The organism is Epibacterium sp. ABV4_022 (assembly GCF_056159345.1).
This window is the reverse complement of sequence record NZ_JBSWVA010000001.1, coordinates 1,715,968-1,729,024: the sequence shown is the minus strand read 5'-3', so window position 1 is coordinate 1,729,024 and position 13,057 is coordinate 1,715,968. Positions and strand designations below refer to the sequence as shown.

The 13,057-nt window shown below is 60.3% G+C and carries 9 protein-coding genes; 5 read left to right on the top strand and 4 right to left on the bottom strand.

From position 1 onward, the window contains the following. The first annotated feature begins 38 nt into the window (after positions 1–38). Positions 39–956 (top strand): LysR family transcriptional regulator, encoded by a 918-nt coding sequence (locus ACXAF5_RS08200; protein WP_474946225.1) that lies wholly within the window; start codon positions 39–41, stop codon positions 954–956. A gap of 87 nt (positions 957–1,043) precedes the next feature. On the opposite strand, the gene ACXAF5_RS08195 is transcribed toward ACXAF5_RS08200, so the two are convergent. Both ACXAF5_RS08195 and ACXAF5_RS08190 read right to left on the bottom strand, forming a co-directional pair. Beyond that, entirely contained in the window at positions 1,044–2,561 is a 1,518-nt protein-coding gene (locus tag ACXAF5_RS08195; RefSeq protein WP_474946224.1) for an ABC-F family ATP-binding cassette domain-containing protein, read from the bottom strand. A 337-nt stretch (positions 2,562–2,898) separates the two neighbouring features. Further along, positions 2,899–3,669: an MBL fold metallo-hydrolase gene (locus ACXAF5_RS08190; RefSeq protein WP_474946223.1), complete on the bottom strand. Its 771-nt coding sequence runs from the start codon at positions 3,667–3,669 to the stop codon at positions 2,899–2,901. A 225-nt stretch (positions 3,670–3,894) separates the two neighbouring features. Between ACXAF5_RS08190 and ACXAF5_RS08185 the strand changes: the two genes are divergently transcribed. After that, the gene (locus ACXAF5_RS08185) at positions 3,895–4,851 is read left to right on the top strand and encodes a GlxA family transcriptional regulator (RefSeq protein WP_474946222.1); all 957 of its coding nucleotides are present in this window, start codon (positions 3,895–3,897) and stop codon (positions 4,849–4,851) included. Positions 4,852–5,010: 159 nt separating this feature from the next. On the opposite strand, the gene ACXAF5_RS08180 is transcribed toward ACXAF5_RS08185, so the two are convergent. Beyond that, positions 5,011–5,571: a hypothetical protein gene (locus ACXAF5_RS08180; protein WP_474946221.1), complete on the bottom strand. Its 561-nt coding sequence runs from the start codon at positions 5,569–5,571 to the stop codon at positions 5,011–5,013. A 23-nt stretch (positions 5,572–5,594) separates the two neighbouring features. Beyond that, on the bottom strand, positions 5,595–7,691 hold the full coding sequence (locus ACXAF5_RS08175; protein ID WP_474946220.1) for a GH-E family nuclease: 2,097 nt from the start codon (positions 7,689–7,691) through the stop codon (positions 5,595–5,597). 911 nt (positions 7,692–8,602) lie between these two features. Between ACXAF5_RS08175 and ACXAF5_RS08170 the strand changes: the two genes are divergently transcribed. The 3 genes from ACXAF5_RS08170 to ACXAF5_RS08160 are packed head-to-tail and all read left to right on the top strand — an operon-like array spanning position 8,603 to position 11,848. Then, positions 8,603–9,346, top strand: coding sequence for a methanogen output domain 1-containing protein (locus tag ACXAF5_RS08170; protein WP_474947817.1), 744 nt, complete (start codon positions 8,603–8,605; stop codon positions 9,344–9,346). Between the two features lie 51 nt (positions 9,347–9,397). Further along, the gene (locus tag ACXAF5_RS08165) at positions 9,398–11,416 is read left to right on the top strand and encodes an ATP-binding protein (RefSeq protein ID WP_474946219.1); all 2,019 of its coding nucleotides are present in this window, start codon (positions 9,398–9,400) and stop codon (positions 11,414–11,416) included. A 48-nt stretch (positions 11,417–11,464) separates the two neighbouring features. Beyond that, entirely contained in the window at positions 11,465–11,848 is a 384-nt protein-coding gene (locus ACXAF5_RS08160) for a response regulator transcription factor (protein WP_239323463.1), read from the top strand. The last annotated feature ends 1,209 nt before the right edge of the window (positions 11,849–13,057 follow it).

Sequence of the window (13,057 nt, the reverse complement as noted above, 5' to 3'; positions counted from 1 at the left end):
GTCATTATGATCGAAATATTCGATCATGTTGGAGGCCCATGAAACACGATCAGCTCATTGCCCTGGATGCCATTGTCGCGACCGGCACCTTTCGGGGCGCGGCGGACCGGCTGCACAAGTCACAATCCGCCATCAGCCATTCGATCCGCCAGCTGGAAGCGGAACTGGAGCTGGACCTGTTCAGCCGCGACGCCTACCGTCCCGTGCTGACCCCGGCGGGTGAGGTCTTCTATCGCGAGGCGTCCCGGGTGCTGCGGCAGATGCAGGGGCTGCGCACCACTGCCGCCCAGCTGCGCGCCCGCGAGGAGCCGGAGCTGACCCTGGCCGTCAGCGCGACACTGGACCTCGCCCCTCTGTTGCCCGCGCTTGCAGAGACCGGCCGGCGCCACCCGGTCACCCATCTTCGGCTGCGGATGGAGATGATGGGAGGTCCGATTGCCCGGTTGATGGAGGGCCAGGCGGATATTGCGCTCGCCTCCCTCGAGGGGGTGCCCCTGAACGACGTTGAGGCCGAAGCGGTTGCAGAGGTCACGATCCGGCCCGTGGCCAGTCCCGGCCTGGGCCTGCCCACCGGTCCCCGCGCCTTGGCCGCCTCCGAAATGCAAAGCCATGTCCAGGTGGTCGCCGCCGGCACAGGTGGCGCGACCCACGATCAGAGCCGCGATCTGCTGCCCGGCGGGCTTAAATGGACCGTGTCGGACCTGACCGCCAAGAAAAAGGTGATCCTTGCCGGTCTGGGCTGGGGCGGTTTGCCCGATCACATGACAGAGGCGGAACGGCGATCCGGCGCTTTGCTGCCCTTGAATGTCGAGGGGTTCCCGCCGCGCCGGACCGTGATTTTCAAGATGCGGCGCCGGGATCGCGCCGTGGGGGTTGTTGCCGATGAGCTCTGGAACCGGCTTGGACAACCAAGCCCGCCCGCAGCGGACACGGGTCCTGAACGCCAGCGCCGATGACACGCGCGTTTGCTGCGGGCGGGCACACCGGGCACAAAGAGCCGCAGCGAACGCCGGGTGCCCAGCGCTCAATGCGGACCATGCCATTCACCGGGCGCTCATTTCCCCCGCCAGGAAGGGGTCAGGGCTGTCAACCTCCTCCAGCCTTCTGCCGTTGATCAGCCAGAACCGGTTGCCAACGTTGCGCAGGAAACTGCGGTCGTGACTGACGAGCAGACACGACACGTTGTGCGCAATCAGCTCTTCCTCAAGCGCTTCTTGCCCATCGATATCCAGGTGATTGGTTGGTTCATCAAGCAGGTAGAAGTTCGGGTTCTTCAGGCGCAGGATCAACATCGCCAACCGCGCCTTCTGCCCGCCAGACAGGGCTGCAATCCGGGTATCCTGCATCTGTATACTGACCCCGGCCCCGGCCAGGACACCGCGCGCCCTCTGGTCACCGATGTCGAATTGTCCGGTCACCGCAGTCATGGGCGTGTCCCGGTCTGACAGCTGGCTCAGATGCTGATCCGAATAGGCCGGCACAACCGACGGCGCGCATTTGACCGGCCCCTCCTGCCCCGTCAGAGCCTGCTGGATCAGAGTGACCAGCCGCGTCTTTCCAGTGCCGTTGGCCCCGAGAAGCACGATGCGATCGCCCGGAAGGATCCATTTCTGCCCGGTCCTGTAGAGCAGCTGACGTTCTGGCGTTTGAACCGGCACGTCGTCCAACGTCACCAATGCCTTGGCATGGGTGCCGCTGTTGGCCAGCTTGATGTCGCCCGCACTGCGATCCTGATGGGCGGGGCTGGCAGCGGCCTCAAGCTTGTCGGCGCGGGCGTTGAGCTGCTTTGTCTTGGTGACCAGAAGGTCAGAGCCCGAATTGATGCCGATATTCTTCAGCTTTGCGGCCTGCTTGCGCAATTGTTGCGCCTTGTTCAGATCATTTTCAAAACGCCGCTGGTCCGTGGCGTCGGCCTCGTCGAGCGCGGCGCGGGCCTTGGTGAACGGCAGCGCAAATGCACGCGACCGCTCGGCACGCAGGAACAGCGTTCGGTTGGTTGTGGCGTCCAGAAAGGCCCGATCATGCGAGGTGATCACAACCGAGACATCCCGCGGCAGCTGCGAAAGCCAGTCCTGCAACAACCCGATACGCCTCAGGTCCAGATGGTTGGTTGGCTCATCCAGCAACAGAACATCGGGTTCCGTGATCCAGGCCGCCGCAAGGAGCGCCGTGCGCTGCCAGCCGCCGCTAAGCTCTTTCAACGGCCGGTGTTGCAGCTCATAAGGGATGCTGAGATCCCCGAGAACAACATCCACGCGCCAGCTTTCATAATCGGCCTGCTCGGGCGGGAGCGCGCCCAACACATAGTCGTAGAGGGTCCGGGAATAGGCCTCCTGCGGAACATATTGCGTCACATATCCGACCCGCACCCCGCGTCCGCGCACGATGGTGCCGCTTGTGGGCTCGGAGCCACCGGACAAACAGTCCAGAAGCGAGGTTTTCCCGCGGCCATTGGCAGCAACCAGCCCGATGCGGTCGCCTTTGGAGATGGTCAGGTTCAGGTTTTCAAAAAGGGGCGCGCCCAGGACAACGCTCAGGGCGTTGATATTCATAACAGTCATCGAAATCTCTGCTCATAGATCAGGGTGCCGCGGTGCGGCTCTGGGCAGACCGATTGAGATATTATGCCTCAGGCCCGCCCTGCAAACGAATTCACAGGGCGAAACGGGGACCATGCTGAAGTCGGCGGATGATACGCATGTTCAGCTTGTGCCCTCCCGTTGTGGATCGTGACTTTTCCACCTGAGCTTAGAAAACATCGCCCGGCGCAGCAAGGGCCTGGCGCAAAAAAGCCGAGGTTGCCCGCGTTGGCGCTGGAAGAGGCGCGCGGGTGCTGCAGGGCCGCCAGCCCCCAGCCCTCCCCCGATCATCACGTTTTGCACGGGCACGGCTCTGTGTTCAGAACTCCAGTATCTCGTCATCTGCCGGAATCCACAGGCGCTCGGTCATGCCGTTGCGCGCGGCAAAGTCCCGCAACGCATCGCGGGACAGCACGCAATGGTTCACGGTTTCCATGTGGCTGGCGATGATCTGCGCCGTGGGCGCCGCATCATGGACGGTCTTGACGTCGGCCGCCCCCATGATGATCGACCCCAGCCCCGGCACCTGCGCATCGCCTGCGGCGAGCACGATCACATCGGGTGCGAACATGTCCAGGTTTGTCGCAACCATCTGGTTCCAGACGGTGTCCCCCGCGAGATAGAGCGTCTTTTCCCCCTCGGCGCGGAAGACGACGCCCATCACGCTGCCCAGACGTTCGGCGCCGTAGACATAGGCCTCGTCCGAGCCATGCTGGCCGCGCGTGCGCGACAGCGTGATCTCGCCGAACCGGGTTTCGATACCCAGCAGCCGCACATCGGTAAAGCCCATGGCCTTGATCAGCTCGGCATCCGAGTAGTTCTGCACAAAGACCGGCTTGTCCCGCGGCAGCAGCGCCACGGCGGCCTCGTCGAAATGGTCGGGATGCAGGTGTGTCAGGATCAGCGCATCAAAATCGAGAATTCTGTCCATCGGCGTGCGCAGCGCCACGCGCGGGTGGCGGATCTCGCTGTTTACCGTGCCCTCAAAGCCGGGATAGGCGTCTTTTTCGGCCAGGTAGGGATCAACAAGAAAACGCTTGCCGCCGAAGGTCACGGTCAGGGTGGCGTTGCGGATCTGGTGAATTTTCATGGTCTCACTCCAAGTCTGTGGGCGATGTGGCGCATCGCGCTGGCAGCGGCGATCTGGGCCGATGGCGGGGTGCCACCGGGCCAAGACCCGCTTTGAATGTCGAGGGCGGTCAGGCCCCGTTCGACGGGGTCTTGTCCGTTCTGCGTCTCTCTTGACGTCAAATTGGCAGCGGCGTAGGCCTTTCACCATTGGCGTAATCGACATTAAAGAGGGTGATATCGACAAATGGGAGAGGTGAGGATCGGCATCGTCCTCTACCCTGGTGCGCAGCGCTCCGCGGCCATGGGGCTGGCAGACCTGTTTCAGGTCGCCGCACGCATGATCCGGGAACCACAGGAAGACACGCGGGGGCTTCGGGTCAGGATGATCGAGGCGATGAGCAGCACGGCCGCCGACACTGCGCCGGCGCTGCCGGAGCCGTCGGCTGATCCCTGGCACGTGCTGATTTTGCCGCCCTCGCTCGACGCGCCGATCCGGGCCGAAACCGCAGCGCCGATCGCCAGTTGGCTGCGCCAGCACCACGCAAACGGTGCGATCCTGGCCTCCGTCTGCGGTGGGGCGTTCCTCTTGGCCGAGACCGGATTGCTGGGGCAGCGTGCGGTCACCACGCACTGGGCCTATGCCGATGCCTTCCGCGACCGCTTTCCTGAGGTCGATCTGGACCCCGATCGTCTCATCATCGATGGCGGTGACATCCTTTCGGCGGGCGGGCTGATGTCCTGGACCGATCTCGGGCTCAAGCTGGTCGATCGCTTCCTCGGCCCCCTGGTCATGTCAAAGACAGCGCGGATGATGCTGGTCGACCCGCCGGGGCGGGAACAGCGCTATTACAGCGGCTTCGCCCCGCGGCTGACCCATGGCGATGCGCCGGTTCTCAAGGTCCAGCATTTCCTGCAACGGCACGAGGGCAAGGAGGCGCGGCTTGCGACCCTGGCGGCAGAGGCCGGGCTGGAGCAGCGCACCTTGCTGCGCCGTTTTCGCAAGGCCACCGGCCTGACAACCACGGAGTACACCCAGCGCCTGCGCGTGGCCAAGGCGCAGGAGCTGCTGCAATTCAGCCGCCACCCTGTCGAGCGTATCTCCTGGGAGGTGGGCTATGCCGACGCCGGCGCGTTCCGCAAGGTCTTCCATCGGATCGTTGGGCTGACACCGGGCGAATACCGCCAGCGGTTTCACGCATAGCGAACCGTTGCCCTGAACCGGAGCGGCACCTCGCACGATAGGTCTCGTGCCATTCCCCACCAGAATCCCATACCCGGCGGCGGGTGTTGCGCCTGTGTCGGTGTTGCGATCTGCGCGTGTGTCGGCCTGGCGCCGGGATCCTTCCCGACGCGCCGCCGGTTAGACCAGCTCCGCCCGCAGCCCCCGCAATGCGCGGCGCAGGCTGGTGGTGACATTCACGCGCAGGAACGGGTTGTGTTCGACCAGCTGGATCAGCGGATGCCCGTCCAGATCGGCCAAATACTGGTCAATCAGCCCCGCCGATTTCGACAGCAACGCCCCACGCGCGCTGGCGTCCGGGGCCGTCAACGCGGCGTCCAGCGTGTCCAGCAGGCGCGCGTCGATCACCTCCAGAACCCCATGGACCTTTGTTGCGATACCCGCCATGTCACGCGCATCATCGGCCTCCTTGAAGGCTGCGACCATCGCCGCTTCCAGCTTTTTCAACTCCGCCGCCACGCGCTTGCGCTCGCCGTCCCAGCCCAACCGCGCCTTTTGCAGCGCCACAAGGCTGATCGCCCCCGCCAGCGGCGCCGTGCTCATGGTGCCAGCCTCCGGGGCGTCGCGCCCCGGGGAGTCGATACCGGCCGCGTCAGCGCCGGTGGTTGCCGGGACCGACAGCACGAAACGACGGATGAAGTCCGCTTGTCTGTCGTTCAGCCTGTCCAAACTGGGTGCCATGTTCACTCTTCCCCTGCCGTGCCTCAATACGCGCCGTTCAGCTTCTGCATGAAGATCCGTTTGACCTCATCCGAGGGTTGCCCGGTTTCCCGGATCACCACCAGATTGTCATAGAGCAGATCCATCGGCACCTCCTGCCCGCCCAATCGCAGCTTGGGGTCGGGCAAACGCCGGAGCCCGGCCTCCCGTGCATGGGCATAGGCAAAGGCGCGATCAACCAGCGCCCGGCGGCTGTCCGCATCCCTGAACTCGGGCGATTTGTAATCGAGCTTGCTGTAGCGCAGCCCAAGTTCGACTTCGTTCAGGATCCGGTCCTTTCGGAACGCGCTGTTTTCATGGGGATAATCCTCTTCGGCGCGCAGCGCGGCCTGCAACAGCTTCAGCCCGTCCAGCTGCGCCGGATCGAGAACACCGCGCAGCATGAAATACTGTTCGTCCGCATTCCAGTCATCGGCCGCCTGCCGGGCGATCCCATACATCGCATCGGCGCGGGCTTCGCGCTGACGTTCATTCTCGGCGCGCAGCGTTTTCAGGGCGGTATCGGCCTGTTCGAACCGCGCGAGAGAGAGCTGCGCATCGCGGATCAGCCCCTCCGCCACATGTCGGGCCTCCTGCGCCGCCCCCACTGCCTGTGCCGTGTCATGTTCATGTCCGGACACGATCAGGTTGCGCTCTTCAAAGTCCTGTCTGACCTGCTCAAACGCGTAATAGGCCTGATCGACGTCGGATTGGGTCGCCCGACCCTGACTGGCGGCCAGTTCGGCCTCATGGATCATCGCCTGGGCGCGGTCGTGGGCTTGTGCCGCCTCCTGATCGAACCGGGCGCGTTCCGCAATCACGTAGTCCTGCATTTGCCGGGCGGTCTCTTCGGCCTCATGTGCGCGCGACTCGGCCTCGCTGGCGATGGCATCATCGATCACGGCCTGACCGCTCAAATCCGCCGCCCGGCGTTCCGCGTCCAGCTCGCCGGCCAGCGCCTCGGCCATGGCGCCAAGCGCCTCCATTGCACCCTGGGCCCGGGCAAAGGCCGCCACCCGGCGCATCAGCTCGCCGTCGACCACAAGATCGTCCGGCAGGTTCTTGAGTTCGCCGAACACGAGGGTGCGCATCAGCCGGCTTTCGTCCGTCATCCCGCTTTGGTCCGCAACCCGGTACAACGCGTTATCAAGCGCGTCCTGTTCTTCTTCGGTCAGGCTTTCCCAGTCATGGCTGGTGTTGCACTTGGAACATTCGAAGCGCAGATTATCCAGATCGTTATAGGCGATCTTGGCATCCTTAAGATTGGTGACACCCTTGTTTTGCAGATGCAATTTCCAGACCGTCTTGTGCCCCATATGCATCGAGGAGCCCTCGGTGAACCTCTGACAGGATCCGCATCTGAGGTAGGTGATCTGCCCGACATCACCAACCAAGCCCAGACCGTTCCAGACGCGAAACAGCGCCTTGCGCGTGTCACCAAACCAGCCGAGGCTCTTGCGCGCGAGCGTCGACAGGTCGATGGGCTTGTCCTCGTCATTGTCGATCCGGGGCGGCAGCGCCGCGGTGCTGATCTGCGCGCCGGTCGTCATCTCGCTGGCCTGCGGAGCACCCTCCTGCCCAGTGGGGACAAATTTGCGATTGGCGTGGCGCTGAAACTCTTGCGGCGTCATCTGTTTGATGGCGTCGGGCGCGAACCCGCCTTCGCGGATGAATTTCACCCGCGCCAACATCGCCAGTTTGATCTCCGGGTCCAGACCCTTGGCAAATGGATCGCCTTCCTCAAAGGCATGGGACTCGTTGCAGACCGCATGCTCCCAGCGCAGGTTTGACGGATCGTTGAACAGCGCGATCAGGGTGCGGGTGGAAATCCTGTCGGCCTGCTGGGCGCGCATCGCCGCCTTCACATGCTCCTTCCAGGTGGTGATATGGCCGATGTGCATCGTCGCCGCCTGACCAAGGCATCCGCAGGCCTGACAGATGACATGCAATTGCGGCTCAGCGTTCACATCGACCAATTGCGGCTGATAGATCTTTGACTGGCGGCTCCAGCGCGCTTCCATCTCCGCCTTGGTTTCGTCGGTGAACGCAGGCCGTCCCCGATAGGCATCGATATCCTCAAGAGTGAATTTATTCTTCCCCAAAAGATGTCTCCCGATGGCTGGGGTCGATACAACGCAACGCGGACGTGTGTCTGAAAAATAAGTGCAATCTATACACGAGTGTCGCCTTGTTTCGCTCTGTGATCAAGCCCGCTGTCACAGGCGTGGGCCGGCCGCCAGTGCCACCCGATGCCAACAGGAAGAAACACATCGCCGCGCCATCCGGGATGCATCAATTAAGGGAGAGTGATTTTGCGGACGGTTCACCAAATCTCATCACCAGGACACGCGCATCAGCGTTCCCGGCCTTCGACCATCGCTATCAGAAAAAGGAGAATGGTGGGTGATAAGAGATTTGAACTCCTGACATCTTCGATGTGAACAAAGAACCTTGAGGCCAAGGTACTGATTTTTGGCCCAAGGCACTCTTTTCATTGGACATGAAATCACGGTCTTTCAAATCAATTTCGGTTCAACCAAGTTCAGTGAACCAAGGAACACTTCGTCGGGACTCGCGTATACTGCGCAGTTGGAAACGAATAAGCCCCGCACTGCGGCGGGGCTTATCAAGCGTTGTGAGAGTGTCCATTTCCCAAAATGCTTCGAGAGAGACGGGGAATCTGCTCTCAGCTCTAGTCTGGCACAGGCCGCCCGAAGCACAGAGTTAAAAGCACATCATTCGCTTGTTCGAGAGCAAGTGCCGCAGTCAGCCAAAAAAGACATCGGTTCTGCACGTGCATCAAATGGCCCGACCTAAAGGCCCGGCGAGTCACGGGAAGCGATCCTTGGCTCCGGATGCGAACATTCAAGCCAATATCACAAAAGCGGATCTTTACCTTGCGCACTACTCTCCGAATCAATTTGCCAAAGACCGCGGCGCGAAGCGCACCAAAATACGGTGACACTCTTCGATCAGAATGAAGTTTAACAAGTCGAGCGGACAGCGTTTGAACATGATCTTCACGTCGCAGGTTGAGAAGTTCCGAAACATCTTGAAGAGAATTTTGGCCTTCAACAGCATCTTGGGACCATCTGTCCCGACCATTCTTACTGCTCGCAATTTCGCTAATGACCAACACCAAGTTGGAAATGAAGGGCTGACAACCGATACCCAAAAGGTGCATGCTAAAGTTGTAATGAACGCAGGTCCGAAACCGGGGATAGAGATTCTAATGGAATTTGATGTCACGATACCTGAACCAGGGCTGGACAAGGACAATTTCATGCGGTCGGTTATTAGGGAATTGGCTGGGATACTTGAAGAGACCGTCGGAGAGCAGGAGGCCTCGGCCTATGTCAATCATGTCGGCCTGTTGATTGGACGAGCGCTGAATCAAGCGTATCGGGCCGCCTGCGGCACGGAAAGGCTCGATCCAGCGCAGGTCGCATCGGCGCTGGTACACCTGAAGAAACGGATCGACGGCGGCTTTTCAATCGAAAGCATCGACGACGAGGCGATCACTCTAGTCAATTCGGCCTGCCCGTTCGGCGACAAGGTCATCGGTCGCCCCTCCCTTTGCAGGATGACGGCCAATGTTTTCGGCCATATTGCGGCCGAGAACCTCGGGTATGCCCGCGTTGGCATCGAGGAAGCGATCGCACGCGGCGATGCACGGTGCCGCGTAGTCGTGAACCTCAAAGAAACCAAGGACGAGCCGCAGAGAAACGAGACCGATTTCTTTGGCGCATCTATCTGAGTATTGCCCATGTCGCGAACGTTGTCCCTATCGCTTCAGCAAGTCGTTGCCTTGACTGACGAAGCGCTTGCGGTCGTCGAAGCGGGATCGCACATGCTGCTATATGCAAGCCCTCGCGCCATGGACTTGCTTTATGTCGCGAGCCCTCCCGACGCCACCTGTCGGTTGACCGATCTGCTCAATTGCGATGATGGGCATCTGCTCCGTTTCCTCAACGATGCGGCAACCGTCACAAGCCCACTGATTTCCCGCGTCCGGCGACTGTCAGACGGAGCCGCGCTGACGGCAAAAGGGCAACGTGTCGTTGGGAAGGACGGTCGGCCCTTAATCGCAGTGGCGCTTAAGGCGGATACGGAGCTGTCTCGACGCTTTAGACTGTTGGCCGACAAGATCACAGCGCTCGACCTAGAAATCGAACACCGTAAAGCGGTCGAGTCAGAGCTTTCACGCAACGCTCTGGCGCGGGACCGGACGCTGGTTGCGGTTCGGCAAATTGCGGAGATCGAATCCGGCGACCCCGCCAGTCTGAATCACGCACTGGACGTACTGTGGCGAGCCTGTGGCTGCCCTGGCGCTGCGGTCATCGGCGTTGAGGCCGGACAGCTTCTGCTGCGAGCCTTGAATGGCCGACTGGCGGGCAGCTTCGACATGAATGCACCCCTTTTTCTGCCCATGGGACTGGCCGATTTCTGGGATATGCCTGAGGCCGACCGCGCTGAAACGGTGCGCTCGGCCCTAGACGAGGTCGCGAAGACGCCATGCGATCTGAGCGATCTCACGGTCTGGCCGCTGTTCGTCGGGCCCGAAGCAAAGTCGTGCCTCGTGTTGCAGGGCCCCTGTGAGTTCCCAACCGAAGTCGAGATCTTATCCGAAGCCGTGGCAAGCCTATTGAGCCGTGTCAACGTCGAGACCGAACTGAGGCATGCGCAAAAGTTGCAGGCGATCGGTGAACTGACCGGCGGGATTGCACATGACTTTAATAACATTCTTTCGGTGATTCTGGGGAATGCTGAGCTCATTATCGACGGGATCGAGAAAGATCGTCCGGAAGCGCTCGAGATGGAGCTCGCCAATGCGATCCGCGACGCAACGCTGCGGGGGGCAACGCTGACCTCGCGGCTGCTGTCCTTTGCCCGCAAGCAACCGCTGATGCCGCAATCGCTGTCGCTCAACACGGTCCTGCGCGACCTCGATCCGCTGCTTCGACGTGCCTTGGGAGAGATCGTGGATATCGAGGTGGTCTGGGCTGGCGGGCTGTGGAAGACCCGCCTCGATCAAGGACAGTTCGAGAATGCATTGCTGAACCTCGCCGTGAATGCGCGTGATGCGATGCCTGATGGCGGTCGATTGACCATCGAAACCGCGAATACCCGACTTGATACGGAATATGCCGCGCAGCATTTGGAGGTGACGCCGGGCCAGTACGTCATGATCGCGGTTTCCGATACCGGGACGGGCATGACGCCGGACGTCATCCGCGAGGCATTCACCCCATTCTTCACGACAAAGGGCGTAGGTCAAGGCAGTGGGCTTGGCCTGAGCATGGTCTTCGGCTTCGTAAAGCAATCCGGCGGTCATGTGAAAATCTACTCTGAGCCCGGGCAGGGCACGAGCGTCAAAATGTACTTTCCTCGTGACACTGCGGCTTCTGGAGCTGGATCTGGATCTGGAGAGCAACTTGCTTCGGCGGCCCTACGGGCAAGTGCGAACGGTTTTATTCTGCTGGTGGAGGACGATCCGCATATACTGCGTTATGCCGAACGCACGCTGATATTGCTGGGATACGAGGTGGACACTGCGCTCACAGGTGATGCCGCCGCTGAACTGCTACAGTCACGATCCTATGACATCCTGCTCACCGATGTCATTCTGCCTGGGAGCTTGAATGGACGGCGCCTAGCAGATCTCGCATACGAACTCTGGCCGACGATCAAAGTACTCTTCATGTCGGGCTACACGGAAAATGCAATCGTCCACAACGGACAGCTAGACCCAGAAGTCGAACTGATATCGAAGCCCTTCACGCGCGACCAGCTTGCGCGTCGGCTTCAGAAGCTAAGGAAACAGTGAAGCCGGTTTTTTGATTGCCGCAACGCGCTGAATAGGGGTGATATAACGATGCGACTCTATGTGGCCGATGATAATGAAGAGTTCTCGCAATTCGTGTCGCGTGTCGCGAAATCGGATGGTTGGGCAGTGACGACCTGTGCAAACGGTGCCATGCTTGCAGCCGCAGTAGCATCCGAGGATGGGCCGGCGCTTATGATCGTAGATATCAACATGCCCGAAGTCGACGGGATCCAAGTGATCGAAGAGTTGAAGTCGATCAATAGACGCTTGCGCATTCGCTTTATAACAGGAGGTTCACACAGTTCTGCACTTGCAGCACGCATGATTGCAGAAGCACGTGGACTTGAGTCGGGTCGTTTCATCACGAAACCAGTCGGAATCGATAAGTTGAAAGCGATTTTGCGAGAAGAGGCGGTGCATCTATTCGAGTGATTCATCAACCTTAGATCTCAGGTCAGTAAGTCAGGTCTCGGGTGTCAGACACACTTGGATGTAGATTGCAGCTATTGACCGAGCTCATGATCGCGGTCGGGCTCAGAGGGCCCGTTAGATCATTGAACGAAGCGTGTGCCGTGCCGCTCCTCAGAAATTGTAAGGAAGTCGGGCAACCGTTTTGGACTAATCCTACTAGGCTGCGGCGTAACCAGCGTGAGCATCATGCCGCACAGTAGATCACGGGCTGTTTAGAATGTTAAGGCTCGGATGATTGACCGCTTGGGTGACGCTGCCGGTGAACGCGAAGATCCATTCGGCCGGTCAGAGTAGAAATCGTGCCCGATCACCTCAACTATGCAAATAGACGCACAGGCGCTCCGCGCCCCCCGGCGCATCCCGTAGCATCACATGAGGTAGCTTAGTCCTGCCCAGGGTCCGCTTCCGGGAAGAAGACCCTGGAGTTTCGTACGCGCAGCATCATTGGCCTAGAAACTTCAGTCTATGGCCGCTTCGGGCTGCTAGCCATCACATGCGCAACCGGGGCCTTTTCTGCGGATGGAGCTACGGCTTCGGTGGATTTCTCTTTTTTGTTGGCGTGGATCTGGCCTGCTACCGCCTACTAAGCCAACAGCAGGCCAAAACCTCGTAATTTTTGTTCCGCGTTGCTCAACGTTCTCAAAGAGACGTGGCTCCCGTTTATTCAGAGCTATGTATAGTGACGTCGGAGCCTAGAATTTCCGACATCCGGTTGAAGCAATCTCACCGGGTTCGACAGGGTGCCCAGGTTGCGGATTGAGAATAACTGGCTGGATACCTGTAATGTGTCGCATGCAGGCGTCGACAGACGCCTCTGCCATCCTTCTCCCCCCAACGTAGATGTCTATCCAATCGTGACCTTGGTGCCCCGAATGGCAAGGACCGTCCTGCGGTCGATTCCCATCGCCGCAAAGATCTTCCACAATGGCGTACTTTCGCAATCTCTTAATGTAGAAGCGAGTTCCTGCTGGATAATCCATAATACTACGCCCCCCCTGTTTTACGTGCCCAACAGCGAGAGTGATTGGGTCGGAAAAAGTTCCGGTTCCTCCAGCTGAGCGGTGTATCACCGGACGGGCGATCTGGGCCGAACCGCGCGGCGTGTTATCCCAGTAGCTGTAACCCGTCAGATATGCGTTCATGGGCGTCTCTACAGACAACGTTGAAATG